We start from the raw sequence: 26,062 nt of genomic DNA on the forward strand, positions 1-26,062 counted from the left end.
AAAAACTTCATCAAAATTGATGGCATCTCATCGATTTTGATATTTTTTCGAACGGCAGAAAAATTATCGTTTTAAATCTGGCCCATACCGCCATCGACGCTGAGATCAATACCTGAAATAAAGCTGCTTTCGTCAGAAGCCAGGAACAGCGCAGCGGCTGCCACCTCTTCGGGTAAACCAAAGCGTCCGGCCGGGATACGGCTCGCCACCTGCATATCAAACAGCTCACGCTCGGCCTCCGATACGCCCATTTTACTGATGATAGGCGTGGCAATGGGGCCCGGACTCAGGCAGTTCACCCGGATCCCCCGGTCTTTGAGATCCGTTGTCCAGCTGCGGGCGAAAGAACGCAATGCGGCTTTGGTTGCCGCGTAGATGTTGTGCCCGTCCAGGCCTTTATGATGCGCGACAGAGGAGGTCAGAATGATTGATCCCCCTTGCGACATCAGCGGCAACGCCTTCTGAACGGTAAAGAAAGTACCTTTGACATTAATATTAAACTGACGGTCAAAGTCCCGTTCCGTGGACCCAGGGAAATCAGAAAGTAAAATAATGCCCGCGTTGGCAAAAACGATATCCAGTTTGCCGTACTGCTTTTCAATCGTTGAAAAGAGCGTATCGTGATTATTTAAATCACTACTATCGGACGCTATCGCGCTGGCATTATTATCGCCAAGGATCTGCATAGCCTGATTTAGCGTCTCTTCATTTCTGCCGGTTATTACAACCCTGGCGCCTTCATGAATAAATCTTTTTGCCGTTGCCAGACCAATACCACTGCTGCCGCCGGTAATTAAGGCGACTTTATTCTCTAATCGTTTCATATTTCATCTCACGTGCAATAACAGATAGCGATTATTCATAGCTATGAATACGTGCAGCGAGGGCATTTCGCCGTTCATTTAATAATGCGATCAGGACGTCGAGCGCCTGCAACTTATCCCGGTGCTGCGCCAGACACATGATAAAACGCTCATCATCCATATCGCTGACCTGGGAAAATTTCTCCAGCTCAGCGATCTGTCGGGTACTGAAGCCGCATTTTATCAATGAGGTTATCCATCTGACCTTGTCGACCTCCTTCGCATCGAAATCACGATAGCCATTATCCATTCGTCGTGACTGAATCAGTCCTTTCGACTCATAGTGACGCAGTACCCGGGTGCTTACGCCGGTGAGTTTTGCCAAATCGGACGGACGCATACGCTTCTCCTCGCTGTGGTCTTAACGTACAACATTGACACTAGTGTCAATGTAAAGCGACTGCGTGAAGAATGAATGTAAGCGAATATTACAACCCTTATCTTTCCGCTCTTTTCGGGGTTTCCGTCACCCACCAGAACACCAGCGCCAGCAAACTGACCATCGCCCCCAGCATACACACTCCCTGCCAGCCAAAATGGGCCCAGATGAAGGTGGTGCCAATCGCGCCCAGCCCGCTGCCGACGGCGTAAAACAGCATATAGAGGCCAACCAGCCGACTGTGCGCATCTATCCGGGTGCGAAAAATCAGGCTCTGATTGGTGACGTGTAGCGCCTGACCGCCCAGATCCAGCAGCACAATGCCGATCACCAGCGCCCAGAGTGACATCTCCATCAGCGACAGCGGCCACCAGGCCAACAGCAGCGCCAGAAGCGCCATCGCGCTGGTGCGTTGCGCCAGTCCCCGGTCGGCCCACTGCCCGGCCCGGGCGGCGGCAAGGGCACCAATCACCCCCACCATCCCGAATGCGCCAATGGCTGTGTGGGAAAAGTGATAAGGCGCGGCGCTCAGGGGAAGTACTAACGCGCTCCAGAAAATATTGAACGCCGCAAACATCAGCAGCGCCAGGATGCCCCTGACCTGTAAGACCTTTTCCTGACGAAGCAGCGTCACCATTGAGGCGAGCAGGCGCGGATAGCTGAGCGTAGCATTAACCGCTGGTGTAGCAGGTAGCCCTCGCAACAGCGGGATCGCAATCATCAGCATCAGGAATGCGGCAAAGAAATAGACTCCGCGCCAGCCTGCAAGGTCACTCACGCCCCCGGCAAAGACCCGCGCCAGCAGCAGCCCGATAAAGACCCCACCCTGCGCTGCCCCCACCACACGCCCCTGCTCGTGAGGCGCAGCCGCGTTCGCCGCATAAGCGATCAACCCCTGGGTCATCGCCGTACCGAGCAGGCCAACGGCCAGCATCGCGGCCAGCAGCACAGGCGCGGTTCGCGCCATCCCCACCGCTACCAGCGCGGCCACCAGTGCCAGAAGTTGGATCGTCATCAATCGACGACGATCCATCCCGTCCCCCAGCGGCACCAGAAAGAGCAGCGCCAGCGCACAACCGGCCTGGGTGGCAGTGATAACGCCGCCGACCGCCGCCTGGCTGATAGCAAAATCCTGCGCCAGCGCATCCAGCAGCGGTTGCGCGTAATAGACATTCGCCACGCTCATTCCGCTGGCGATCGCAAAGAGCCAAACCAGGCTACGCGACAGACCCGCAGGTTTCGCCTCACCCGGCGATAACGCCATTTCCACTTTCATGCTCTCACACCCTCTGAATTGGTTTTAAAATAAAACCAAATAAAGGCTAGATGATGTGGTTTCAAAATGCAACCAACTAACATTCCTTGCTGAAAGGCACCTTCCCCGCTACACTCGCTTCATCCATCAACCCACTGAATAAAAAGGAGGCTAATTATGCTGTGCAATGAAATCTTTGATATTTCATTCCACCTTGGTGATCGCACCTGCTCAAGCGTTATCGGTTTCGTGCTGCGATAACTTCGGCTTGAGCGAAGACACCTAAGACATCCCTTCTCTCGGGCTTACCGGGTTATCGTCAGCGTTGATTGACGAGGCATTTCCATGCCTGTAACTCTTGAGTAAGCAAATGAGCACATTACTGACTGCACTTTCTCTCCGTGTTGATACTGCCTTTGACACGCTGTTTAACGATCTCACCTTTAGCCTGAAAAAAGGCGACCGCATTGGTCTGCTGGGCGATAACGGCTGCGGCAAAAGTACCCTGCTGAAGATCCTCGATGGCACCGAAACGCCGCTTTCCGGCACGGTGGCGCTGGCTGGCCACTGCCTGATGGCGCGGGTGGAACAGCATCTTCCGGAGACGATCTATCCGTTAACTATGCTGGATGCGGTGCTGGCGCAACTGCCGGTAGCCGAGCGTGAAAGCCTGCGCTGGCGGGCAGAAACGCTGCTGGCGAGCATGGGCTTTACCCCGGACGATATGGCGTTGCCCTCGGCGACCCTCAGCGGCGGCCAGCATACCCGTCTGCTGCTGGCGCGAGCGCTGATAAACGAGCCGGATCTGTTGCTGCTGGATGAACCCAGCAACCACCTCGATCTGCCGACGCTACTCTGGCTGGAGCAGTTCCTGCAAAACTGGCCCGGCAGCTTTGTGCTGGTGTCTCACGACAGACAGCTCCTGGATGCCGTCACCAACGGCAGCTGGATCCTGCGCGACAAAACGCTGCACTACTTCGCCCTTCCCTGCACCCGCGCCCGTCAGGCGCTGGCAGAGAAAGACGAGAGCGACGCCCTGCGCCATAAAGCGGAACAAAAGGAGATCGACCGGGTCACCGCCAGCGCGAAACGGCTGGCGACCTGGGGCAAGGTCTACGACAACGAAGATCTGGCCCGCAAAGCCAAACAGATGGAACGTCAGGTGGAGCGGCTGAAGGAGAGCCAGACGGCGTTAACCACCGGCACGCCATGGACTTTAACCCTTCGTGGCGATGCGCTGCGCGCCGACCGGCTGCTGGAAGTTGACGCCCTCGACGTTCCGCCTGCCCCTGGCCTGCCGGCGTTATTCTCGGTAGAGAACGTCCGGCTCAAAAGCGGCGATCGGGTGGCGATTGTCGGACGCAACGGTTGTGGAAAATCGTCCCTGATGCGGCTGATCTGGCGGCAGTTTAATGCCGGGGAAACGCAGGACGGGCTGAAGATCCACCCGCGCGTGGCAATGGGCTATTACGACCAGACTCTGCATCAACTGGCGGATGACGCCACGCTGATTGACGCTCTGGAGCCCTTCGCACCGAACATCCAGGATCGCAAGATGGCGCTGATCTCCGCCGGATTCGCCTGGGCGCGCCACGGGCAAAAGGTCAGCACGCTCAGCGGCGGTGAGCGTTCCCGGCTGCTGTTTATTGGTCTGACGCTGGCCCGCTTTAGCCTGCTGATGCTCGACGAACCGACCAACCATCTGGATATGGAAGGCAAAGAGGCGCTGGCCGAAACGCTGCAACAGTACGAGGGTGGCGTGCTGCTGGTCAGCCACGATCGGCAGTTAATCAGTCAGAGCTGTAACCGCTTCTGGCTGATTGAAAAGGGCCAACTCAGCGAATGGCACGATGCCGACGCGGTGTTTGCCCGGCTGCGGGAAGAGAGCGGATTACAAGCCCAACCGGTCCCCGCTACCCCGTCCGTCAGCCAGGCTGAACCCACTGACGATCTGTTAGAGCGGTTGATTACGCTGGAAAGACTGCTGGAAGAAGATCGGCTGCGTAAGCCTAAACATCAGAAGCCGCAGCTTCAGGCGCAGTGGCTGGTGGAGATTGCCGCGCTGACGGCGCAGCTGTAGGAGATCGCCCGGCGGGTAGCCGCCGCCGGGCAATTTTTTACTTCGGCTGACGGGTTTTCCAGGCATCCCATGCCTGTTTGATTTCCTGCTTCGCGGTGACGGCATCGTTAAAGCCGTTCAGCTCCACCGACTTGCGCCCTTCCGGCAACTGCTTGTAGACGCGGAAGAAGGACTCCAGACGCTGCTGCTCTATCTTCGGCAGATCGCTCAGCTCTTTGATGTCGTCATAGGTCGGGTCAATTTTGCTGGCTGGCACCGCCACGATTTTATCGTCTTTCTCGCCGCCATCGATCATCTTCAGCACGCCAATGGCGCGCAGTTTTATCAGGGTGCCCGGGGCCATCGGCGCGCGGGTGTAGAAAATCACATCCAGCGGATCGCCATCCCCCGCCAGCGACTGGGTCAGCGAGCCGTAGTTTGCCGGGTAAGCTACCGGCATCGACTGGAAGCGATCGGCCACGATAAAGCCGGTTTTGGCGTCGGTTTCATACTTAATGATCCCGCCCGCCGGAATTTCGGTGACGGCATAAAACTCTTCCGGGTTGTTGTCAGGCTGAGGGAACTCGAGGATGTTTTGCGCCTGTACGGAAGCGGACAAAAGAACGCTCACTGCGAGAAGTTTTTTTACCAGATGCATTGTCTTTTTAACTCTTCGGTTATTGAGAAGACAACACCTTACGGTCTGGTTATGTCAGAAACATTACACATTTACTGCAGAAATAATAACCACTCCATTATTGAGCTCATTACTCATTTTGCGCGACCCTGGCCGCAAAAAAGCAATTAAATTATTACATTATGTTGCTATGGCCTTATCACAATCATTAAATAACCTAATCCTTAATGGGTATTTCGTCCTGTCGAACCTGCCCCGCAGATCCGCAATATGAAAATGGAGAAACATATGAAAGCTGCTGTCGTGACCAAAGACCATCAGGTAGAAGTGACCGAGAAAACCCTGCGCCCGCTGAAACACGGGGAAGCGCTGCTTAAGATGGATTGCTGTGGCGTCTGCCATACCGATCTTCACGTCAAAAACGGCGATTTTGGCGATAAGACCGGGGTGATCCTCGGCCATGAAGGTATCGGTGTCGTCAAGGAGGTTGGCCCTGGTGTCACCTCGCTGAAACCAGGGGATCGCGCCAGCGTGGCGTGGTTCTTCGAAGGCTGCGGCCACTGCGAATACTGTAACTCCGGTAACGAAACCCTGTGCCGTAACGTGAAGAACGCGGGCTACTCTGTGGACGGTGGGATGGCGGAAGAGTGCATCGTCACTGCCGATTATGCGGTAAAAGTGCCGGACGGCCTGGACTCCGCCGCCGCCAGCAGTATCACCTGCGCCGGGGTAACGACCTATAAAGCGGTAAAAGTCTCTGAGATTAAGCCTGGCCAGTGGATCGCTATCTATGGCCTCGGCGGGCTGGGGAACCTTGCACTGCAGTACGCCAAAAACGTGTTCAACGCCAAAGTGATTGCGGTTGATATCAATGATGAACAGCTGAAACTGGCCGAGAGCATGGGGGCCGATCTGGTGGTCAACTCGCGTAATGAAGATGCCGCTAAATTCATCCAGGAAAAGACCGGCGGCGCACACGCTGCGGTGGTAACGGCCGTGGCGAAAGTGGCCTTTAACTCTGCGGTAGATGCCGTTCGCGCCGGTGGCCGTGTGGTCGCCGTGGGCCTGCCGCCGGAAGCGATGAGCCTTGATATTCCACGTCTGGTGCTGGATGGCATTCAGGTGGTGGGCTCGCTGGTGGGCACCCGTCAGGATCTGACCGAAGCCTTCCAGTTCGCCGCCGAAGGCAAAGTAGTGCCGAAAGTGGCGCTGCGTCCGCTGGGGGATATCAACGCCATCTTTAAAGAGATGGAGCAAGGCCAGATCCGTGGCCGTATGGTGATCGATTTCCGCTCATAAGCAGGCTGCTCTGCCCCGTTAACCGCGCCCCTCCCGGCGCGGTTTTTTTATTGCCACTTTCCGCAAATCCTTAGCTCAATTCCTTTGTTCCTTTCTTTTCTGCCCCGTCCGAAGATGCATTCGACGCTAACAAGAAGATAACAAAGGAATTCACCATGCAAACCCCATTTCGCCTGCCGTTGCTGACGGCGCTCATTCTTGCGACAACGGCAACGTATGCTGCCGATACGCCGGTTAAAGGCGGCACGCTGGTCTATCTGGAGCAACAGGCCCACACCAACCTCTATCCCCCGGCGGGCGGGTTTTACCCAAACGGCGGGATCCTGAATCAGATCACCGACAAGCTTACCTGGCAGAACCCGAAGACCCTGGAAGTGGAGCCGTGGATTGCCGAAAGCTGGAGCACCAACGCGGATAAAACCGAATACACCTTTAAGATCCGCCCTGGGGTGACCTTCTCCGACGGCACGCCGCTGGACGCTAACGCGGTGGCAAAGAACTTCGATACCTACGGCAAAGGCAACAAGGCCCAGCGCCTGCCGGTGTCGGAAGTGATCAACAACTACGACCGCAGCGAAGTGATTGACCCGCTGACCGTCAGGTTTTACTTCAAAAAGCCGTCGCCGGGCTTTTTACAAGGGACGGCAACCATAGGATCCGGTCTGGTCTCCCTGAGTACGTTACAACGTAACTTTGAGGAGCTGGGCGATGCCCGCCATATCATCGGCTCTGGTCCATTTGTGGTGAAAGACGAAAAGCTGGGCCGCGAAGTTAACCTCCAGGCGCGAAAAGACTACGCCTGGGGGCCGAAAAACCTCGCCCAACAGGGCCCGGCAAACCTCGATGGCATTACTTATCTGGTGACCCCGGAAGACAGCGTTCGCGTCGGCGCGCTGCTTGCCGGACAGGCGGACTTTATCCGTCAGGTGCAGGCCTATGACGAAAAACAGGCCACCGAACAGGGGTATCACATCTACGCCGCCCCGACCCGGGGCGTGAACGACAGCATCAGCTTCCGCCCGGATAACCCGCTGGTGGCCGATGTGCGGGTGCGCCAGGCGCTGCTGCACGCCACCAATGCGAAGCAGGTGGTCGAGACCCTCTTCTCGCCTAACTATCCGCAGGCCAAATCGGTGATTGCTGATTCTGCCGCAGGCTATGTCGATCTCAGCGACAAGCTGACCTTCGACCCGGCCAAAGCCAGCCGCCTGCTGGACGAGGCGGGCTGGAAAGCGGGCAGCGACGGCATCCGCGCTAAAGAGGGGCAGCGTCTGGCCCTGACCATCTACGAATCCCTGCCGCAGCCGCAGAATAAAGAGGTGTTGCAGCTGGTGGCCCAACAGTGGCGCCAGGTAGGCGTGGCCCTCAACGTGAAGGCGGGTGATGCCGGAAGCCACGTCCTCGATAACCTCGACCCGCTGAAGACCCCGCTTACCGTCTCGGAAGTGGGCCGCGCCGACCCGGACGTAGTGAAAAGCATGTTCTATCCCAACAACCGCGACGCCCTGCTGCAAAAAGGCGGCTCCAGCGACAAGGTCAACAGCTTCCGCGACGACAAGCTCAACGACCTGCTGGTCAGCATCTCGTCCGAAGTGGATCCGCAGAAACGGTTGCAGCTCACCGGCGATGCCCAGCGCTATCTGCTGGATAACGCCTATGTAATCCCGATCTTTGAAGAGCCCCAGGTCTTTGCCGGTGCCCCCTGGCTGAAAGGGGTGAGTTTTGAAGCGGTCGGTCGCCCGTCGTTCTACGGCGCGTGGCTCGAGAAACACTAAGGAGGCGACGATGAGCCACTATCTGCTGCGACGGGCCGGGCTGGGAGTGCTGGTACTATGGGCAGCGTTCACCCTGTCGTTCGTGCTGCTCCAGGTTCTGCCGGGGGATGCGGTGCTGATTAAGTTCCAGAATCCGGACCTGGGTCTGAGCCCGGCGCAAATCGAAGAGATGCGGATCGCGTACGGGGCCGACAGTCCCCTGTGGCAGCAGTATCTGCATACCCTTGGGGCGATGCTGCGTGGTGATTTTGGCTTCTCGGTGCAGGCGGGCGTGGCGGTGAGTGAGCTGATCGCCACCAACCTGCCGGATACCCTGAGTCTGGCGTTGCCCGCCTTTGCGCTGGCGGTGGTGCTGGCCTTCTCCCTGGCGCTGGCCTCGCGTCTGCCGGGGCTGCGCTGGCTAAGCAACGCCATTCAGTCTCTGCCGGTGCTGTTTATCTCCCTGCCGACCTTCTGGCTGGGGATTGCCCTGATTCAGCTGTTCTCGTTCCAGCTGCGGCTGATCCCGGTGATTAATCCGACGCCGCTGCAGGGGCTGATCCTGCCGATTTTCGCCGTCGCCGTTCCCATCTCCGCCCCGCTGGCGCAGATCCTGATGCGCAGCCTGGATCAGGTGGCCGCCCAGCCCTTTGTCGCAGTAGCGCGAGCCAAAGGGCTGAGCGAAACCGCCGTTCTCTGGCGGCACGTTACTGGCAATGCCCTGCTGCCGGTGCTGAACATCGCCGGGCTGCTGCTGGGCGAGCTGATTGCCGGGGCGCTGATCACCGAAACCGTGTTTGGCCGCAGCGGTCTGGGGTTACTGACCCAGCAGGCGGTCAATAACCAGGATATCGCCGTACTACAGGCAGTGGTGATGATTTCGGCCCTCGGCTTTGTAGTGATTAATCTGCTGGTGGATCTGCTGATGCCGCTGTTCGATCCCCGCCTGCAAACCGTGACCGGAGGTGCTGCATGAGCCTTGTTGATTATGCGGCGGCGGCGCGCAAACGCATTCCCGCATGGCGCGGTTTGCGCTGGCAGCCGGGACTCTGGTTTGCCTGGGGCATTGTTGCCGCTGCCGCGCTGGCGGCCATCGCGCCGGGGCTGTTTACCTCTTTCAGCCCGATTGAAGGCATTGCCGGCGCGCAGCGTCTGGCACCCCAGGCAGGCTACTGGCTCGGCACCGACCAGCTGGGACGCGATCTGTATACCCGCATCGTCTACGGTGCTTCGCACTCCCTGAGCGCTGCACTGGTGGCGGTGGCGATGGGGCTGTTTATTGGCACCGCTATCGGCGTCATTGCCGGAGCCTTTGCCGGACGGGTGGAGTCGGTACTGATGCGGCTGGTGGACGTGCTGCTTGCCATCCCTTCACTGCTGCTCTCCCTGACGGTAATTATTCTCCTCGGCTTTGGGACCCTGAATGCCGCCATTGCCGTTGGGGTGGCGTCGATCGCCAGCTTTGCCCGCCTGGCGCGCGGTGAAGTGGTGCGCATCCGCCACACCGATTATGTCGAAGCGGCATTTGGCAGCGGCGGGACCTTCTGGACCGTGCTGTGGCGCCACATTCTGCCTAACTCCCTGACCGCGGTGCTGGCCTTTGCCACCCTGCAGTTTGGTCAGGCGATTCTGGCGCTCTCGACCCTCAGCTTCCTCGGCTACGGCACCCCACCGCCGATCCCGGAATGGGGCTTGCTGATTGCCGAGGGCAGGAACTATCTCTCAACCGCCTGGTGGTTAACCACCTTCCCCGGCCTGGTGGTGATCGCCGTGGTGCTGGCGACCAACCGTATCAGCCGCCAGTTAAGCGGAGGTCGCTCATGACCGTCTTATCTGTGGAAAACTTGACCCTCAGCTACCGCACCGGTCGCGAGTGGCGCGAAGTGGTGCATAACGTCAGCTTTACCCTCGGGCGCGGCGAGATGCTGGCCTTTGTCGGCGAGTCCGGCTCCGGGAAAACTACCACCGCGCAGGCGATCATTGGCCTGCTGGCGGACAATGCCCGCCGTGACGCCGGGAGCATCCGTCTGAACGGCGAAGATCTCAGCCAGTGGTCAGCTAAACGGCTCGACAGCCTGCGCGGGGCGCGCATCAGCCTGGTGCCGCAGGATCCGGGTAACTCCCTGAACCCGGTGAAGACCGTTGGCGCCCAGGTGGGGGAAATCCTGCGGCTGCATCAGAAGATGAGTAAGGCCGAGTGCGATAGCCAGGTGCTGGCCCTGCTGACCAAAGTCGGCCTCAGCCACCCGGAGCAGCGGATGAAGCAGTTTCCCCATCAGCTCTCCGGCGGCATGAAGCAGCGGGTGCTTATCGCTATCGCCATCGCCCTGCGCCCGGACATCATCATTGCCGATGAACCCACCAGCGCGCTGGACGTGACGGTGCAAAAACGCATTCTCGATCTGCTGGACCTGCTGCGCCGCGAATCCGGCACGGCGGTGCTGTTTGTCACCCACGACCTGGCCCTGGCGGCCCAGCGTGCCGACCGGCTGCTGGTGTTCCGCAACGGCGAGGTGCAGGAGCATGGCGCGACCGCCGACGTGGTGCGCGCCCCGCAGCACGCCTACACCCGCCAGCTGCTGAGCGATCTGAACGGGCAACGGCTGACCATCGCCCCGGTATCAGGACGCCCACTGGCCTCACCGGCTATTCAGGCTTCCGGGATCAGCAAACGTTTTGCGCTGGGCAAAGGTCATCAGCTTCAGGCGCTGGACGCGGTGAGCTTTGCCGTGCAGCGCGGCAGCACCCACGCGCTGGTCGGGGAGTCGGGCTCGGGTAAAACCACCCTTGCCAGGATCCTGCTGGGCTTTGAGCAGGCCGACAGCGGTAAAGTGATTATCGATAATATTGATGCCACCACCCTCAGCCACGAGGCGCGTCGTCAGCTGCGACAGAAGATCCAGTTCGTCTACCAGAACCCTTTTGCCTCGCTGGATCCGCGTCAGACGCTGTTTGAAATCATCGAAGAGCCGCTGAAAAACTTCGCTCCGGTCAGCAAAGCCGAGCGCGCCGCCCGGGTGGAGAGCGTCACCCGGCGGGTGGCCCTGCCGCCGGAGCTGTTAACCCGCACCGCGCGGGAACTCTCGGGCGGACAGCGTCAGCGCGTGGCCATTGCCCGGGCCCTGATCCTTGAGCCGACCATACTGGTACTGGATGAAGCCACCTCGGCGCTGGACGTCACCGTGCAGGCGCAGATCCTCGCCCTGCTCCAGCAGCTGCAACAGCAGCTGGGCCTGACCTATCTGTTTATTACCCACGACCTCGCGACCGTGCGGCGCATTGCCCACAGCGTCACCGTTTTGCGCAGCGGTCAGGTTGTTGAGCACGGCGCAGTTGAGTCGCTGTTTGCCGCACCGCAGAACGACTACACCCGCGAACTGATCGACGCCATTCCCCATTTTTCACAGAAGGAGTACGCATGACGCGTAAACGCCTGGGTTTCTTCACCCGCCTGCTGGACGCTGCCCCAGCCAAAGAACGCTATCGCCTGGCAACAGAGCAGATCCGCCATGCTGAACGCTACGGTTTTGATACCGCGTGGATCGCCCAGCACCACTTCCATGAGCATGAGGGCGGCCTGCCCTCGCCGCTGGTGTTCCTCGCCCACGTCGCGGCACACACCACCCGCATTCGTCTGGGTACCGCCATTATCACCCTGCCGCTGGAGAACCCGCTGCGGGTAGCAGAAGACGCGGCGGTGCTGGATCTGCTGTCTGACGGACGGCTCGAGGTCGGGTTTGGCTCCGGCGGCACGCCGACCTCGTTTCTGCCGTTCGGGCTGACCGTCAACGAGCGGGCGGCGACCTTTGCCGATCACCTGCATCTGATCCAGAGCGCCTGGCGCGGAGATTCCCTGACTCACCCCGATAACCATCTCTATCCGCCCGCGCCCGGCCTGACGGAGCGGGTGTGGATCGCCACCTTTTCGGTGGAGGGGGCGGTGCGTGCCGCACAGCAGGGTCACGGCCTGATGCTCTCCCGCACCCAGCCGCGCCCGGCGGACAATCAGTTGTTGCCGCTGGATGCGATCCAGAACCCGATTATCGACGCCTACCTCGACGCGCTGCCGTCCGGCGTTTCCCCGCGTATTCTGGCCTCGCGCACCGCATTTGTTGCCGACAGCGATGCGTACGCGCTAAAGATTGCCGAACCGGGCCTGACCCGTCAGGCGCAGCAGCATCAGGCCGCCGGGCACGCCCTTGCAGGTGACACTGTCACGGATTATATCCGCCAGTTTGATGCGCACATCGGCGCGCCGCAGACGGTGCTCGCCTCGCTGGCTGAGGATTCGGTGCTGGCGCGCGCCACCGACATTTCATTCCAGGTGCATTCGGTTGAGCCGTCGCATCAGGACACCTTACGTTCGATTGAGTTAATCGCAGAGCAGATCGCCCCTCATCTTTAATAAGGAGTCACTATGGCTTTAAGTCAGGATATTCTCTCCGAACTGGCGGAGATTGCCCCGGGTTCCGCGCTGGAACAGGCACGACTCACCCGCGAGGCGGCCACGCGTCATGCTCAGGGGAGCTACGAAACCTTATTCAGTCAGCAGGATGCCGACTTTGCGCTGGACGAACGCTTTGCGGTAGCGGCAAAAGTGGCGAAATGGCACAACGCCGACGCGCTGGCGGCCCACTATGCCGGGTTTGGCCTGGCCGATCCGACCTCCGTGCGTCTCACTCCCGCCCTGACCTTCGCCCGTCTGCTGACCTTCTCTCCGGTCCAGGCCACCCCGGGGGCGATCAATGCGCTCACCCTGGCAGGCTGGAGCAAAGAAGGGATTGTCACCCTGGCGCAGCTGATCGCCTTTGTCAGCTTCCAGAGCCGCCTGATCGTTGGGCTGCGGCTGCTTAATGACAAACCGGTAGCGGCCAGCGATCTCCCTGTTGTGGCGGGCCACTGGCACACTGTGCCGCTCACTAAAAACGGCAAAGCCGCACCGGTGGTCTTTACCCAGCAAGAGCTGGGCTGGGAACCGTGGCTGGCACCCAAACCCCTGGCGGAATTCAGCGCCGACGAGCAGGCGCTCCTCGCTAAATTCGGCCATACCGACTCCGACTATTTTCGCCTGCTGGGGCGCAACCTGCCGGTGCTGGAACAACGAACGCTCACCGATAAAGGGATTTTCTATACCTCCGGCGGCCTGTCGCGGGCGGAGCGAGAGCTGGCTGCGGCGGTGACCAGCAAGGTGAACGGCTGCATTTACTGCGCCTCTGTCCATGCACGGAAAGCCAGCCAGCTGTCGAAGGATGATGATGCCGTGGAAAGAGTGCTGGCAGTCGAGCCAGGGCAATCTCTGAGCAGCGGGCAGTCACCACGCTGGCAGGCAGGGATCGATTTTGCCGCCGCGCTGTCGGTCACACCACCCGCAGTGACGCCGGGGCATCTGGCAGCGCTGGAACGTCAGGGGCTGGATACCCTGGCCCAGCTGGATCTGGTGCAGTCTGCCGCGTTCTTCGCCTGGGCGAACCGTTTGATGTTAACCCTGGGCGAACCGTCGCTGCCGTAAGGGCGTATCAGGCTCCCAAAACGGGAGCCTTTTTTGCCGTGGCGGTATTACCACAAAGCATACAGCCTCGCGAATAAACCGTGTAAACTACCTTTAGTAGACACTGGCGCGAGGGCAATATGGTCGTTAAACGGTTAAGAAAAGAGGATCGACGGGTACAGTTGCTGGAGGTGGCTCGTGGGATCGTACGCCAGCAAGGCACCGAGGCACTGACGCTGGGCTATCTGGCCGAGCGGGCAAACGTCACCAAGCCCATTCCCTACGATCACTTCGGCGATCGTGAAGGGTTATTGATGGCGCTGTATCAGGATTACAGCGATCGGCAGTTAAACAAATTCCGTGAAACGCTGAATGTCGATAATAAAACGCTGGATAACACCGTCCGCTTTTTCAGTGCCGCCTATATTGATTGCGCCATCAGCGCCGGGCCAGAGACAGGGCCTATCGCTGCGGCCCTGTCCGGCTCCCGGGCGCTGCAGACATTCCGGGAAGCCTGCGTTGCCGAATGTGCAGACTGCCTGCGCACGGCGCTCTCCCCCTATATCACCCTGAAAGGAGTGCAGGGAGAAGCGGCGCTGACGGCCATTATTGGTGCGGCGGAGGCGCTTAGCACCTCTGCCAGCAACGGCGTACTTGCCCGAAACGTCGCGGAAGATATGCTCTGCGGCGCGATGTTTGGTGTACTGAACACCTGTGCCGACAGCACAAAATGAGTGGTGCCGACGGATTGACACGTAAGTTACCAATAGTAATATAGGTGGCAAGTTAACTTGCTGCTGAGGTGGTTATGTCTGTAACACATGTCATAGATAATGCGCTGATCGTGACGGCTCATCCTGTCGAAAATTCGTTATCCCACACACTGGCGGCGCGAATTGCCGCCCGCTTACGTGAACAAGGCACGCAGGTCGAGATTGCCGATCTCCACGCTGAAGCCTTTACACCGGCAATGGTGCGTCCCGATCTTGCCCTGTATCACGGGGATGCCAGCGCCCTTCCTGCCGATATTCGGCGTGAGCAACAGCGTGTGGAGCGGGCAGATATGCTGGTGTTTGTCTTCCCGATCTACTGGTGGTCCGTTCCGGGTCTGCTGAAAGGCTGGTTTGATCGGGTACTCACCCTGAACTGGGCGTACAAGGTGGCGGAAGACGGTCGAATTGTGGGTAACTTACGCGATGTGCCGGTACGCCTTGTCGCGACGGCGGGCAGCGATCTCAAGGGCTTTGATAAACACGGCTATTCGACGGCGATACGAACCCAGTTAGTTGAAGGCGTTTTCGGCTTTTGCGGCCTGAAGAATGTCACGCTGGACATTCTTTATCAGGCCGATACCGCCTCGCCGGAGCAAGTTGAAGATTTCCTGAAATACCTCGAAAGCGTGATGTGAGAGCTTTTTACCGGGTGGCGCTTCGCTTACCCGGCCTACAAAAGCCAGGCCGGGGAAAACGTAGGCCCGTGCAAGCGCAGCGCCGCCGGGCAATCTGCGCGCACGTTGCTTAGGCTATCGCCTGTGCGTTAGCCTCTCCCCGCCGCGCTTTCAAACGGCCATAAATCAATAGCGACGACATGGCGCAGAATGAAAGCAGCGCCGCCGGTAATGTGACATAACTCCAGCTAAAGCCCAGCGTAATCATCATCCCGCCAAAGTATGCTCCAATGGCGCTACCGAGATTAAACGCCACCTGCCCGCCTGCCGCACCGAGCATCTCCCCGCCCTGCGCATTTTGCAGGAGCAGGATCTGCAACGGTGCCGACAGCGCAAACAGCCCCGCGCAGCAGATAAAGCCCATCACCAGCGAGGCCACAGGCAGCCCGCCAAAGGCAAATAACAGCAGCAGCGACAGCACAATCACCAGGTCGGTCATTGCCGCAATGCGCAGCGGGCTGTAGCGCCCGGAGAGCTTGCCGCTGAACAGGTTGCCCAGCACCATGCCGAGCCCCATCAGCATCATGATCGCGGTCATCACCCCTTCGGAAAAGCCCGACACGTTGATCATAAACGGCTTAACGAAGCTGAACCAGGCAAAGACCCCGGCGTTGCCGAACATGGTGGCGGCGAAGATAAACCACGGCTCCGGCTTTTTCAAAAAGAGAAACTGTTCCCGCAGACGAGTCTGCGTCTTATCAAAGGTCTGCGGCACCCACAGAATGACAGAGAGCAGCACCAGCAGATTGAATGCAGCAATCAGGAAGAAGGTGTAGCGCCAGCTGAACTGGTGCCCCAGCCAGGTGCCGAGCGGTACGCCGGCAAGATTGGCGACCGTCATCCCGGCAATCATCCCCGCCACCGCCAGCGTCACTTTACCCGGTGGCGCAATACGCGAGAGGATGATGGTGCCGACACCAAAGAACGCGCCATGGGGAAAGCCGGAGACCAGCCGCCCGATCGCCAGCATGGTGTACGAGGTGGAGAAGGTAAAAATCGCATTGCCGATGAGGCACAGCGTTACCAGGAACAGCAGGATCGACTTTAAGGAGAACTTGTTCGAAAAGATGGCGATGACTGGCGCGCCAATAACGACCCCGAAGGCGTAAAACGAAATCATATTCCCGGCGGAGGGAATGGTGATCCCCACATCCCGCGCCAGCTCGGTTAACACACCCATAATGCCAAATTCGGCCATTCCCAGACCGAACGTGCCAAGCGCTAACGAAAACACCGTCTTTTTCATACCACAGCCACTTGTTAAAAAATTGCGACAGACATTATTGAACAATCTTGTATGGTGAGCCAGTTCAAATCGCGCCGCTGGCAGCTTCATCCATTATTTCGGGTGGGGTGTGAATATTTTCCACCAATCCCCCTGTCCGTGATTACACTTCAAAGTGTTATGTCACACCGTCCCGGCAGAAACCCTGAAAGGAACGCATCATGGCAGATAAAAAGAAAAGCAAACCCGTTGCGACTAACACGCCTCCCGCCCCCCTTAAACGCAAGGAGTATGAAAAAGAGCTGCATCGCCTGCATGAGGAGCTGGTAACGCTTCAGCGCTGGGTGGTGAGTAAGGGCCTGAAGGTGTGCGTCGTCTTTGAAGGCCGCGATGGCGCCGGTAAAGGGGGCACGATCAAAGCCCTGACAGAGCGCGTCAGCCCACGCGTGTTCCGGGTGGTGGCGCTGCCCGCCCCGACGGAAAAAGAGAAAAGCCAGCTCTACTTCCAGCGCTACGTGCCGCATCTGCCCTCGGCGGGGGAAATCGTGATTTTCGACCGCAGCTGGTACAACCGCGCGGGGGTGGAACGGGTAATGGGGTTCTGTACGGAAGAGCAGGTAGAGAAATTTCTCGACGGTGCGCCCATCATTGAAAAAGCGATGGTCGATGCGGGCATTATTCTGATCAAATACTGGCTGGAAGTGACGCCTAAAGAGCAGGAGCGTCGTCTGCGCGACCGCATTAACGACGGGCGAAAAACCTGGAAGCTCTCCCCAATGGACATTAAATCCTTCACCCGCTGGGATGAATACACCGAAGCGCGCGATGCGATGTTCGCCGCCACCGACACCGCATGGGCCCCGTGGTTTGTCGCCCGCTCCGAAGATAAAAAGCGCGTGCGGCTGAATATTATCTCGCACCTGCTGTCGCAGATTCCCTATAAAGAAATTCCAGAAGAACCGGTGAAATTACCGAAACGAAAAATCGGCAAAGTTAAGCCGACCGCTTATCCGTTCCGTTATATTAAAGAGAAGTTCTGAGTATTACTGCCCTCCCGGTTATTTATCGGGAGGGAGATTCGCATTAATTTCACCTGTTTTCACCCTGTTGCTTTTGTCTGGAAGCCTGCTCGCAATTCCTGAATGACCAGGTGAATCGGTATTGTTTTTTATGGTTGGGGGTTGATAATGGCAGTGCCAATACAGGGGACAATAATAATGAAACTGGACACCCTTCAGAGCAATGCAGTTAAAGAACACCTAACCGGAGTGGCACCACGCCCGGAATTAACGGTAGAGGAGCGTATCGAGCAACGCAAACGTGATAAGGAATTCATGCAAGCTATGAATGAGTTTGTTGCGAAGGCCGGTTTGCTGTCTGACGATCCCTTTTTCGGAGGGATTTAATGTGCTTTCAGTTTGACATTTACCGTAATCCATCGGGCAGAACCAGTGAATTACACCCCTACCTGATGGTGATACAACATGATTATTATGATGATTTATCGACCCGTTTAATCCTGCCGTTAAGTTATCGTAATCATCTTTCAGGGCATATTAATCCGGCATCCGCTGTCATTAATATTGATTTTCAGACGTTATTTATGAATACGCCCGGTATAACCAGCGTGGAGAAAAGGAAACTCACCAGCAAGTATTTCGTCTGTAATATGCAGGCGGCAAGAGCCCGGGTGGTTGCAGCAATAGATGCAATAGTCACCAACACCTGACTTGCCAAAGTCCCCGCGCCGAAATCATCCGGAGCGGGGAGTTACTCCGTAGGCCCGCGCAAGCGCAGCGCCGCCGGGCAACAGATCACCTTACTTCATCCCTTCACTCACATCTTTCTGCGCTTCCAGGCGCTCCACATCACGATACCAGCGCGGGTGGTGTTTCTGTGCCCAGCGGCGGCTCACCTTCCCTTCGATCATCCCTTTAATGGAGCCTTTAACCCAGAACGCCATATACATATGGATCAGAATGGCGTGGATCAAAATAATGGCCGAGGTCGCATGGATAAGCAGGCTGTAACGCACCACCTGCATCGGGAAATACTGGGCAAAGTACGGACGCCAGATAATCACGCCGGTCACCAGCAGCACAAAAATCATGCTCATGATGGTCCAGAACATCATCTTCTGCCCGGCGTTGTATTTACCCACTCGCGCGACTTTATGCTCGTTGCCCTTCAGCACCTCAACAATCCCCTTCAACCAAGGAATATCCTGCTTGTCCGGGATGTTGTGATGCACAAAACGCACGAACATAAACATCAGCGCCACGAAAATCAGCACCCCGAAGAACGGGTGCAGAATGCGCCCCATCTGCGGGGTGCCGAAGGTCTCCGTCAGCCATTGCAGGGTCGGGAAGAAGAACGAAATCCCCGACAATGACACTAGGAAGAAGCAGATCACTACCGTCCAGTGACAGGCGCGGTCGACAAACTTCGTGCGCACAATCATTTTCGATTTAGTCATGATGCTCCTCCTCATCGTCATCCACCTCTTTGTTCGGTCCGATACCCACGTAGTGATAAATCAGCCCGGCAAAGGTGGCGATAAAGCCCGCCGCAGAGAGCGGCTTCAGCGCCCCTTTCCACAGGTTGATGGAGGTATCGATCGCCGGGTCCTTCGGCAGGTTGTGATACAGCTCCGGCTGGTCGAGATGGTGCAGAACATACATCACGTGCGTTCCGCCCACCCCTTGCGGGTTGTAAATGCCCGCATTGGCATAGCCGCGCGCTTTCAGCTTATCCACCCGCTGCTGCGCCACCTCCAGCATCTCCTTTTTGGTGCCAAAGTGAATCGCCCCGGTCGGACAGGTCTTCACGCAGGCAGGCTCCTGGCCAACGCTGACGCGATCCACGCAGAGGGTGCATTTGTAGACGCGGTTATCCTCTTTACTGAGGCGCGGCACGTTGAACGGACACCCGGCGATGCAGTACCCGCAGCCGATACAGTTCTCCTGCTGGAAATCGACGATGCCGTTGGCGTACTGAATAATCGCTCCGGCGGACGGGCAGGCCTTCAGGCAGCCTGGATCCTCACAGTGCATGCAGCCATCTTTACGGATCAGCCACTCCAGCTTGCCGTTCTGGTCGGTTTCGCTAAAGCGCATCACCGTCCAGGATTTGGCGCTCAGATCCGCCGGGTTATCGTAAACCCCAACGCAGTGCCCCACCTCGTCGCGGATATCGTTCCACTCGGAACAGGCCACCTGGCAGGCTTTACAGCCCACACAGGAGGAGACATCAATCAGCTTAGCCACTTCCGCTTTGTAGTCCCGCGCACGAGGCGCGGGGGTAAAGCCGTTAGTGGCGGAGCGTTTGATGACGTCTTGTGTTTCCATCGACATTTATTCGCTCCTTATGCTTTCTCGATGTTGACCAGGAACGCCTTGTACTCTGGCGTTTGCGAGTTGGAATCCCCCACCGCAGGCGTCAGGGTGTTGGCGATATAACCTTTCTGCGCCACCCCTTCAAAGCCCCAGTGCAGCGGAATACCCACGGTTTCCACCTGCTGGCCGTGAACGTTCAGGGCCTGCAGACGACGGGTGACCACCGCCACGGCGCGAATGAACCCGCGCTGGCTACTGACCTTAACGCGATCGCCGTTGGCAATCCCTTTGGCCTTCGCCAGGGTTTCGCTGATCTCTACAAACTGCTCCGGCTGGGCGATGGCGTTCAGTCGCGCATGCTTGGTCCAGGTGTGGAAGTGCTCAGTCAGGCGATAGGTAGTGCCGACGTACGGGAACTTGTCTTTCTTGCCCATGCGCACAACATCTTCCTGATAGACACGCACCACCGGACTGGAGACCACGTTCGGGTGCAGCGGGTTGGTGCCGAGCGGCGTTTCCATCGGCTCGTAGTGTTCCGGGAATGGCCCTTCCGCCAGCTTGTCGATGGCAAACAGACGTCCCAGCCCTTCCGGCTGCATGATAAACGGCCCGGTGTTGCTGCCCGGCGCGGCGGTGTTGAAGTCCGGGATATCGTTTCCGGTCCACTTCGTGCCGTTCCACTGGATCAGCATCCGTTTCGCATCCCACGGCTTGCCGTTGATATCCGCCGAGGCACGGTTGTAGAGCACGCGACGGTTAAGCGGCCAAGCCCAGGCCCAGCCCAGCGTATTGCCCAGCCCGGACGGGTCGGCGTTATCGCGGTTAGCCATCTGGTTGCCCTGCTCGGTCCAGCTGCCGGTGTAAATCCAGCAGGAAGAGGAGGTGGTACCGTCATCGCGCAGTTGGGCGAAGCTGCTCAGCAGCTGGCCTTTTTTCGCGATAAGCGCGCCACTGGCATCATAGAGATCCGCCAGCGCACGGCCGTTATTCTCTTTCGCCACCTCTTCCGATTCCGGGTGATCCGGCTGTTTGTAGTGCCAGTTCATCCGCAGCAGCGGCTCAACGCCCTTTCCGCCTTCGGTGCGGTACATCTCACGCAGGCGATGGAAAATCCCGGCCAGGATCTCGCCGTCGTTGCGCGCTTCACCCGGCGCATCCTGTCCTTTCCAGTGCCACTGCAGCCAGCGACCGGAGTTGGCGATAGAGCCATCCTCTTCGGCAAAACAGGTTGAGGGCAGACGGAACACTTCGGTCTGAATGGAGGCGGGATCCACATCGTTCATCTCGCCGTGGTTCTGCCAGAAGTGCGAGGTTTCCGTCACCAGCGGGTCGATCACCACCATGTACTTCAGCTTGCTGAGGCTGGCGACAATCTTGTTTTTGTCCGGGAACGACGCCACCGGGTTAAAGCCCTGGCAGATGTAACCCGTCACGTCGCCCTTCGCCATCATGTTGAAATACTTGATGACGTCGTAAGCCTGGTCCCATTTCGGCAGCCAGTTAAAGCCCCAGTCGTTCTCCTTCTGCGCCGCATCGCCATAGAACGATTTCATCAGGCTGACGAAGAACTTCGGATAGTTGCTCCAGTAGTTCACCTGGTCCGGCAGGGTCGCTTTTGGTGTGTTCGCCGTCAGGTAGGTTTGCAGATCGGTCTGTTTTTCCGACGGCAGCGTCAGGTAGCCCGGCAGACTGGTAGAGAGCAGCCCCAGATCGGTGAGCCCCTGAATGTTAGAGTGCCCGCGCAATGCGTTCACGCCGCCACCGGCCATGCCCATGTTGCCGAGCAGGAGCTGGATCATCGCCATGGTACGGATGTTCTGCGCACCCACGGTGTGTTGCGTCCAGCCCAGCGCGTAGAGGAACGTCGTGGTTCTGTCCGCGGCACTGGTGGAGGCCAGCACTTCACATACTTTCAGGAAATCCGCTTTCGGCGTTCCGCAGATGTTCTCCACCACCTCCGGCGTATAGCGGGAAACGTGCTGCTTAAGCAGGTTCCAGACGCAGCGCGGGTCGGTCAGGGTTTCATCGCGTTTCGCGTAACCGTTTTCATCGAACTGATAGTTCCAGGAGGATTTATCGTACTGGCGTTTTTCGGCGTCATAGCCGCTGAACAACCCGTCCTCAAAGGCAAAATCTTCCCGCACCAGCAGGTTCGCGTTGGTGTAGTGCTTAACGTACTCGGCGTTAATTTTATTGTTTTCGATCAGGTACAGCAGCACGCCAGACAGGAACGTAATGTCCGTACCGGAGCGAATAGGCGCATAGATATCGGCCACCGATGCCGTACGCGTAAAGCGCGGATCGACGACGATCAGCGTCGCATCGTTGTTATTTTTCGCTTCCATCGCCCAGCGGAATCCCACCGGATGGGCTTCAGCGGCGTTACCGCCCATCACCACCACGACGTTAGCGTTTTTGATATCAACCCAGTGGTTGGTCATCGCACCGCGACCAAATGTTGGAGCAAGACTTGCTACCGTTGGTCCGTGTCAGACGCGCGCCTGGTTGTCTACCGCCAGCATGCCGAGTGAGCGCACAAATTTTTGCGTCAGCATGCCGGTTTCATTACTCGCCGCCGAGGCGCAGAGCATCCCGGTGGAGAGCCAGCGGTTGACCGTTACACCCTGTTCGTTGGTCTCGACGAAGTTGGCGTCGCGGTCGGCTTTCATCAATCTCGCAATGCGGGTGAAGGCCTCATCCCAGGAGATGCGCTGCCATTTATTGGAGCCGGGCGCGCGGTATTCCGGATAACGCAGACGGTTGTCGCTGTGAACATAGTCCAGCAGGCCCGCCCCTTTCGGGCATAACGCCCCGCGGCTGACCGGATGATCCGCATCGCCTTCAATATGATAAATCGACGCTTTAGCGTTCTTCGCGCCATCACCCAGGCTATACATCAATAGCCCGCATCCCACGGAGCAGTATGTGCAGGTGTTGCGGATCTCTTTGGCACGCAGCAACTTATAGTTGCGCGCCTGAGCCAGCGCCATTTTGGGGGCAAACCCCAGAGCGGCTACTGTTGTCCCGGCCATACCGCCCGCGCAGATTTTAAAAAACTGTCTGCGACTGACGTCCATCGTTGTCCTCGTTAGATCATTGAGAAGTCCGGCGGAAAACTAACAGCAAAGCCCCTGTTTTTTTTGCGGCAAATCAATATCGCCGATCTTCGCCCTCTTAATAGTCAGCGCTGGCGGCTTTTACTAATGCTAAAGGGTTACTTCGGCACAGATAAATTCGCGGAAGGTACTGAAACAGTGCTATAAATTTGCCCCTTAAATTGATAGCCAGTGGAAATGCGATGGAGAGAAAAAAAGCCACCCTGGTCGGTCTGGCCGCGATCGTGCTCTGGAGCACGATGGTGGGTCTGATTAGGGGCGTTAGCGAGGGATTAGGTCCGGTTGGGGGCGCGGCGGCAATCTATACACTGAGCGGTTTACTCTGTCTGGTAACGGTGGGTTTCCCCAGACTGCGTCGTTTCTCGCCCCGCTATCTCATTGCCGGCAGCGTGCTGTTTGTCAGCTATGAAATCTGTCTTGCCCTCTCGTTAGGCTATGCCGCCACCCGCCATCAGGCAATTGAGGTGGGGATGGTGAACTATCTCTGGCCGAGCCTGACCATCGTGTTCGCCATTCTGTTTAACGGCCAGAAAACCACCCTGTGGGTGATCCCAGGCCTGATCATCGCCCTGCTGGGGGTGAGCTGGGTATTAGGCGGCGAAAACGGGCTGAACCCAACGGATATCGCCCGCAATATTGTCTCCAACCCGCTAAGTTACGGCCTTGCGTTCGTTGGCGCCTTTATCTGGGCAGCCTACTGCACCGTGACCAGTAAATACGCCAACGGCCAGAACGGGATCACCCTGTTTGTATTGCTCACCGCCCTGACCCTGTGGCTGAAATATGCTTTCAGCCCGCAGCCGGAGATGGTGTTTAGCGTGCCGGTGGTGATCAAACTTTTAATGTGCGGCGTGGCGCTGGGGTTTGGCTACGCGTCGTGGAATATCGGTATCTTGCACGGCAACGTGACGCTGCTGGCGGCGGCATCCTATTTCACCCCGGTACTGTCAGCGGCGCTGGCGGCGGTGCTGCTGAATGCGCCGCTGTCGTTCAGCTTCTGGCAGGGGGCGATGATGGTGTGCGCTGGCTCGCTGCTGTGCTGGTACGCCACGCGGGCCCGTAGGGGTTGAGTTTTGTAGGCCGGGTAAGGCGTAGCCGCCACCCGGCATTGTTGCTCCGGCACAGTCTGATTCCCCTAACCCTCTCCCTCAAGGGAGAGGTTACTGTTCCGCCGCAACCAGTTCTGAAGCAACTTCCCGTCCTGACTCATCTCTCCATCCTGACGCACGCACAGGTAGTAATCCCGACCATCGTCGATAGGGAGATCGAAGATCTTCACCAGCTCACCGCTCTCCAGATAGGGTGCAATCAGCGGTTCGCGCATCAACGCGCAGCCCAGCCCCGCCTGTACCCCCGCCAGGGTTAACAGCCCGTCTTCAAACATCGGGCCGCTGCGCCGCAGCGGGCGTTTTACCCCCTGCTGGATAAACCACTGCTGCCAGGTAGTGCGCTCCTCATCATGCAGGAGCGGCATTTGCAGCAGCTGTTCGGGGGTATCGATATGCCCGTGCAGGAGCAAAAACGCCCGGCTACAGACTGGCACCATCTGCCCGGAGATCAGCTTTTCGCTCTGGTAGCCCGCCCACTGCCCATTGCCGAAGCGGATCGACATATCCGAAGCATCGCTCAGGTAGTTGCGGTGATTGGCGTAGACCACGTTAATTTCGGTCTGTGGGTTAGCCCGCATAAACCCGGGCAGGCGCGGGATAAACCACCCCATGCCAAAAAGCGGGATCAGGCTGATGGTCACCTGGCGGGTCTGCACCTGCTCCAGCAGATGCCCGGTGGCCTGGCGCAGCACGTTAAAGGCCGCGCGAATGGAGCGGTAATAATCCCGCCCCTGCTGGCTCAGGATCAGCCCGCGCCCCTGACGCTCGGTGAGCGGCATCTGTAAATACCCTTCCAGCACTTTCAGCTGATGACTCACCGCCGAGGGCGATATCTCCAGCTCCTGGGCCGCCTGCGTCACGCTGCCCAGCCGGGCTATCGCCTCGAAGGCTCGCACAGCACGGAGCGGTGGATCGTTCGCCAGCCGGCTCTCGGCAAAGGCCGACAACGCCAGGGATTGTTCTGTTTTATTCATATATTGATCTGTTATGGATAATCCGGTTAATCAGCCATTTATCATAATCATTAAAATCAATCAGATAGTGCAAGCTCCAAAAATCATAAGAAAGAATATATGCGTATTTCACAATTTAATTCAATTATTAGATGTTAGCCGCTGAAAAGAGCAATTTGTCGGGTAACAACGTTGGACACACTCATACAACAACTGATCAATGGCGTGATGCTGGGCAGCATCTACGCGCTGATCGCGCTGGGCTATACCATGGTGTATGGCATTTTGCGCATTATTAACTTCGCCCATGGCGATATTTTGATGGTTGGCGCGCTGACCACCCTCTCGGCGCTGAATCTTCTCAACGGCTATTTCCCCGCCATGCCGCAGCTGCTGCAGCTCGGCTTTGCGCTGCTGATCGCCATGGCGGTCTGCGCCCTGCTGGCGATGGCCGTTGAGCGCTTTGCCTACCGCCGCCTGCGTAATGCCCCGCGGCTGGCACCGTTGATCTCCGGGATTGGCGTATCGGTGCTGCTGCAAACCGTGGCGATGATTATCTGGTCGCGTAATCCGCTGATGTTCCCGCAGATCCTGCCGATGGACCCGATTGCCATCACGGCAGGTAGCGAGGCGCATCCTCCGGCGATTGTCACCATCACCGGCATAGTTACCGTGGCGCTGGCGCTGATCGTCATGACCGGCCTGTGGCTGCTGGTGGAGTACACCCGCCTCGGCCGCGGTATGCGCGCGGTGGCTGAAAACCCACGCGTCGCCACCCTGATGGGGGTTAATCCAAACGCCATCATCACCCTGACTTTTGCGATTGGTGGCATTTTTGCCGCGCTGGCGGGCGTGATGATGGCCAGCAACTACGGCAACGCCAGCTTCTCAATGGGCTTTCTGCCGGGCATTAAAGCCTTTACCGCAGCCGTTCTCGGCGGCATCGGCAATATTCGCGGAGCGATGATTGGCGGGATCCTGCTCGGCATTATCGAAGCGCTGGGCGCCGGTTATCTGGGCGAGCTGACTCACGGCGTGTTCGGCAGCAACTACCAGGACGTGTTCGCCTTTATTGTGCTGATTCTGGTGCTGGTCTTCCGTCCGGCAGGTCTGCTGGGCGAGCGCGTGGCGCACAGGGCATAA

At 58.2% G+C, this 26,062-nt stretch carries 24 protein-coding genes; 15 read left to right on the forward strand and 9 right to left on the reverse strand.

The window, feature by feature from the left end; all coding sequences use genetic code 11:
• Positions 1-71: 71 nt before the first annotated feature.
• The 3 genes from GNG26_RS11210 to GNG26_RS11220 form a co-directional block, all read right to left on the reverse strand.
• On the reverse strand, positions 72-824 hold the full coding sequence (locus GNG26_RS11210; protein ID WP_156238719.1) for a glucose 1-dehydrogenase: 753 nt from the start codon (positions 822-824) through the stop codon (positions 72-74).
• A 31-nt stretch (positions 825-855) separates the two neighbouring features.
• Positions 856-1,203, reverse strand: a complete 348-nt coding sequence (locus GNG26_RS11215; RefSeq protein WP_103824382.1) for a MerR family transcriptional regulator — start codon at positions 1,201-1,203, stop codon at positions 856-858.
• 97 nt (positions 1,204-1,300) lie between these two features.
• Positions 1,301-2,518 (reverse strand): MFS transporter, encoded by a 1,218-nt coding sequence (locus GNG26_RS11220; RefSeq protein ID WP_156238720.1) that lies wholly within the window; start codon positions 2,516-2,518, stop codon positions 1,301-1,303.
• Positions 2,519-2,867: 349 nt separating this feature from the next.
• On the opposite strand from GNG26_RS11220, the gene GNG26_RS11225 reads away from it, so the two are divergent.
• A complete protein-coding gene (locus GNG26_RS11225) occupies positions 2,868-4,577 on the forward strand; it encodes an ABC-F family ATP-binding cassette domain-containing protein (RefSeq protein ID WP_156238722.1) in 1,710 nt (569 codons plus the stop codon).
• A 37-nt stretch (positions 4,578-4,614) separates the two neighbouring features.
• Here GNG26_RS11225 and GNG26_RS11230 read toward each other — a convergent pair whose 3' ends face one another.
• Entirely contained in the window at positions 4,615-5,214 is a 600-nt protein-coding gene (locus tag GNG26_RS11230) for an inorganic diphosphatase (RefSeq protein WP_156238724.1), read from the reverse strand.
• A gap of 267 nt (positions 5,215-5,481) precedes the next feature.
• On the opposite strand from GNG26_RS11230, the gene adhP reads away from it, so the two are divergent.
• The 9 genes from adhP (at position 5,482) to GNG26_RS11275 (ending at position 15,142) form a co-directional block, all read left to right on the forward strand.
• The gene (gene adhP, locus GNG26_RS11235) at positions 5,482-6,492 is read left to right on the forward strand and encodes an alcohol dehydrogenase AdhP (protein ID WP_103821973.1); all 1,011 of its coding nucleotides are present in this window, start codon (positions 5,482-5,484) and stop codon (positions 6,490-6,492) included.
• 155 nt (positions 6,493-6,647) lie between these two features.
• Positions 6,648-8,267, forward strand: coding sequence for a TIGR04028 family ABC transporter substrate-binding protein (locus GNG26_RS11240; RefSeq protein ID WP_156238726.1), 1,620 nt, complete (start codon positions 6,648-6,650; stop codon positions 8,265-8,267).
• A 10-nt stretch (positions 8,268-8,277) separates the two neighbouring features.
• Complete coding sequence (locus tag GNG26_RS11245; RefSeq protein WP_156238728.1) at positions 8,278-9,222, forward strand: ABC transporter permease; 945 nt, start codon at positions 8,278-8,280, stop codon at positions 9,220-9,222.
• The gene (locus tag GNG26_RS11250; RefSeq protein WP_156238730.1) at positions 9,219-10,070 is read left to right on the forward strand and encodes an ABC transporter permease; all 852 of its coding nucleotides are present in this window, start codon (positions 9,219-9,221) and stop codon (positions 10,068-10,070) included. Before GNG26_RS11245 ends, GNG26_RS11250 begins: the two co-directional genes overlap by 4 nt.
• Positions 10,067-11,668 carry an ABC transporter ATP-binding protein gene (locus tag GNG26_RS11255; protein WP_156238732.1) on the forward strand — a complete coding sequence of 534 codons (1,602 nt, stop codon included), beginning with the start codon at positions 10,067-10,069 and terminating at the stop codon, positions 11,666-11,668. The genes GNG26_RS11250 and GNG26_RS11255 overlap by 4 nt, the downstream gene beginning before the upstream one ends.
• A complete protein-coding gene (locus GNG26_RS11260) occupies positions 11,665-12,651 on the forward strand; it encodes a putative FMN-dependent luciferase-like monooxygenase (RefSeq protein WP_156238734.1) in 987 nt (328 codons plus the stop codon). The genes GNG26_RS11255 and GNG26_RS11260 overlap by 4 nt, the downstream gene beginning before the upstream one ends.
• Positions 12,652-12,663: 12 nt before the next feature.
• Positions 12,664-13,755 (forward strand): alkylhydroperoxidase domain protein, encoded by a 1,092-nt coding sequence (locus GNG26_RS11265; protein ID WP_156238736.1) that lies wholly within the window; start codon positions 12,664-12,666, stop codon positions 13,753-13,755.
• Between the two features lie 119 nt (positions 13,756-13,874).
• On the forward strand, positions 13,875-14,468 hold the full coding sequence (locus GNG26_RS11270) for a TetR/AcrR family transcriptional regulator (protein ID WP_156238738.1): 594 nt from the start codon (positions 13,875-13,877) through the stop codon (positions 14,466-14,468).
• Positions 14,469-14,542: 74 nt separating this feature from the next.
• Positions 14,543-15,142, forward strand: coding sequence for an NAD(P)H-dependent oxidoreductase (locus tag GNG26_RS11275; protein ID WP_156238740.1), 600 nt, complete (start codon positions 14,543-14,545; stop codon positions 15,140-15,142).
• Between the two features lie 109 nt (positions 15,143-15,251).
• On the opposite strand, the gene araJ is transcribed toward GNG26_RS11275, so the two are convergent.
• On the reverse strand, positions 15,252-16,427 hold the full coding sequence (gene araJ, locus GNG26_RS11280; protein ID WP_156238742.1) for an MFS transporter AraJ: 1,176 nt from the start codon (positions 16,425-16,427) through the stop codon (positions 15,252-15,254).
• A 200-nt stretch (positions 16,428-16,627) separates the two neighbouring features.
• Between araJ and ppk2 the strand changes: the two genes are divergently transcribed.
• From ppk2 to GNG26_RS11295, 3 genes are all read left to right on the forward strand, one after another.
• Positions 16,628-17,446, forward strand: a complete 819-nt coding sequence (gene ppk2, locus GNG26_RS11285) for a polyphosphate kinase 2 (protein ID WP_103821983.1) — start codon at positions 16,628-16,630, stop codon at positions 17,444-17,446.
• Between the two features lie 177 nt (positions 17,447-17,623).
• On the forward strand, positions 17,624-17,812 hold the full coding sequence (locus tag GNG26_RS11290; RefSeq protein WP_103821984.1) for a hypothetical protein: 189 nt from the start codon (positions 17,624-17,626) through the stop codon (positions 17,810-17,812).
• The gene (locus tag GNG26_RS11295) at positions 17,812-18,135 is read left to right on the forward strand and encodes a CcdB family protein (protein WP_103821985.1); all 324 of its coding nucleotides are present in this window, start codon (positions 17,812-17,814) and stop codon (positions 18,133-18,135) included. The genes GNG26_RS11290 and GNG26_RS11295 overlap by 1 nt, the downstream gene beginning before the upstream one ends.
• A gap of 90 nt (positions 18,136-18,225) precedes the next feature.
• Here GNG26_RS11295 and fdnI read toward each other — a convergent pair whose 3' ends face one another.
• The 3 genes from fdnI to fdnG are packed head-to-tail and all read right to left on the reverse strand — an operon-like array spanning position 18,226 to position 22,818.
• On the reverse strand, positions 18,226-18,882 hold the full coding sequence (gene fdnI, locus GNG26_RS11300; RefSeq protein ID WP_114387050.1) for a formate dehydrogenase-N subunit gamma: 657 nt from the start codon (positions 18,880-18,882) through the stop codon (positions 18,226-18,228).
• Positions 18,875-19,759 carry a formate dehydrogenase subunit beta gene (gene fdxH / locus GNG26_RS11305; RefSeq protein WP_156238744.1) on the reverse strand — a complete coding sequence of 295 codons (885 nt, stop codon included), beginning with the start codon at positions 19,757-19,759 and terminating at the stop codon, positions 18,875-18,877. Before fdxH ends, fdnI begins: the two co-directional genes overlap by 8 nt.
• Before the next feature lie 11 nt (positions 19,760-19,770).
• Positions 19,771-22,818, reverse strand: coding sequence for a formate dehydrogenase-N subunit alpha (gene fdnG / locus GNG26_RS11310; RefSeq protein WP_156238746.1), 3,048 nt, complete (start codon positions 22,816-22,818; stop codon positions 19,771-19,773).
• A 221-nt stretch (positions 22,819-23,039) separates the two neighbouring features.
• Between fdnG and yddG the strand changes: the two genes are divergently transcribed.
• Positions 23,040-23,927, forward strand: coding sequence for an aromatic amino acid DMT transporter YddG (gene yddG / locus GNG26_RS11315; protein ID WP_114314939.1), 888 nt, complete (start codon positions 23,040-23,042; stop codon positions 23,925-23,927).
• Positions 23,928-23,992: 65 nt separating this feature from the next.
• On the opposite strand, the gene GNG26_RS11320 is transcribed toward yddG, so the two are convergent.
• Positions 23,993-24,940, reverse strand: coding sequence for a LysR substrate-binding domain-containing protein (locus GNG26_RS11320; RefSeq protein WP_156238748.1), 948 nt, complete (start codon positions 24,938-24,940; stop codon positions 23,993-23,995).
• 171 nt (positions 24,941-25,111) lie between these two features.
• Between GNG26_RS11320 and GNG26_RS11325 the strand changes: the two genes are divergently transcribed.
• On the forward strand, positions 25,112-26,062 hold the full coding sequence (locus GNG26_RS11325; RefSeq protein ID WP_156238750.1) for a branched-chain amino acid ABC transporter permease: 951 nt from the start codon (positions 25,112-25,114) through the stop codon (positions 26,060-26,062).

This window comes from Leclercia sp. J807, from assembly GCF_009734465.1.
GTDB lineage: Bacteria > Pseudomonadota > Gammaproteobacteria > Enterobacterales > Enterobacteriaceae > Enterobacter.

Coding starts and splice junctions, on each gene's coding strand:
- GNG26_RS11210 (WP_156238719.1), bottom strand. CDS start 824: ATGAAACGATTAGAGAATAAAGTCGCCTTAATTACCGGCGGCAGCAGT.
- GNG26_RS11215 (WP_103824382.1), bottom strand. CDS start 1,203: ATGCGTCCGTCCGATTTGGCAAAACTCACCGGCGTAAGCACCCGGGTA.
- GNG26_RS11220 (WP_156238720.1), bottom strand. CDS start 2,518: ATGAAAGTGGAAATGGCGTTATCGCCGGGTGAGGCGAAACCTGCGGGT.
- GNG26_RS11225 (WP_156238722.1), top strand. CDS start 2,868: ATGAGCACATTACTGACTGCACTTTCTCTCCGTGTTGATACTGCCTTT.
- GNG26_RS11230 (WP_156238724.1), bottom strand. CDS start 5,214: ATGCATCTGGTAAAAAAACTTCTCGCAGTGAGCGTTCTTTTGTCCGCT.
- adhP (WP_103821973.1), top strand. CDS start 5,482: ATGAAAGCTGCTGTCGTGACCAAAGACCATCAGGTAGAAGTGACCGAG.
- GNG26_RS11240 (WP_156238726.1), top strand. CDS start 6,648: ATGCAAACCCCATTTCGCCTGCCGTTGCTGACGGCGCTCATTCTTGCG.
- GNG26_RS11245 (WP_156238728.1), top strand. CDS start 8,278: ATGAGCCACTATCTGCTGCGACGGGCCGGGCTGGGAGTGCTGGTACTA.
- GNG26_RS11250 (WP_156238730.1), top strand. CDS start 9,219: ATGAGCCTTGTTGATTATGCGGCGGCGGCGCGCAAACGCATTCCCGCA.
- GNG26_RS11255 (WP_156238732.1), top strand. CDS start 10,067: ATGACCGTCTTATCTGTGGAAAACTTGACCCTCAGCTACCGCACCGGT.
- GNG26_RS11260 (WP_156238734.1), top strand. CDS start 11,665: ATGACGCGTAAACGCCTGGGTTTCTTCACCCGCCTGCTGGACGCTGCC.
- GNG26_RS11265 (WP_156238736.1), top strand. CDS start 12,664: ATGGCTTTAAGTCAGGATATTCTCTCCGAACTGGCGGAGATTGCCCCG.
- GNG26_RS11270 (WP_156238738.1), top strand. CDS start 13,875: ATGGTCGTTAAACGGTTAAGAAAAGAGGATCGACGGGTACAGTTGCTG.
- GNG26_RS11275 (WP_156238740.1), top strand. CDS start 14,543: ATGTCTGTAACACATGTCATAGATAATGCGCTGATCGTGACGGCTCAT.
- araJ (WP_156238742.1), bottom strand. CDS start 16,427: ATGAAAAAGACGGTGTTTTCGTTAGCGCTTGGCACGTTCGGTCTGGGA.
- ppk2 (WP_103821983.1), top strand. CDS start 16,628: ATGGCAGATAAAAAGAAAAGCAAACCCGTTGCGACTAACACGCCTCCC.
- GNG26_RS11290 (WP_103821984.1), top strand. CDS start 17,624: ATGAAACTGGACACCCTTCAGAGCAATGCAGTTAAAGAACACCTAACC.
- GNG26_RS11295 (WP_103821985.1), top strand. CDS start 17,812: ATGTGCTTTCAGTTTGACATTTACCGTAATCCATCGGGCAGAACCAGT.
- fdnI (WP_114387050.1), bottom strand. CDS start 18,882: ATGACTAAATCGAAAATGATTGTGCGCACGAAGTTTGTCGACCGCGCC.
- fdxH (WP_156238744.1), bottom strand. CDS start 19,759: ATGTCGATGGAAACACAAGACGTCATCAAACGCTCCGCCACTAACGGC.
- yddG (WP_114314939.1), top strand. CDS start 23,040: ATGGAGAGAAAAAAAGCCACCCTGGTCGGTCTGGCCGCGATCGTGCTC.
- GNG26_RS11320 (WP_156238748.1), bottom strand. CDS start 24,940: ATGAATAAAACAGAACAATCCCTGGCGTTGTCGGCCTTTGCCGAGAGC.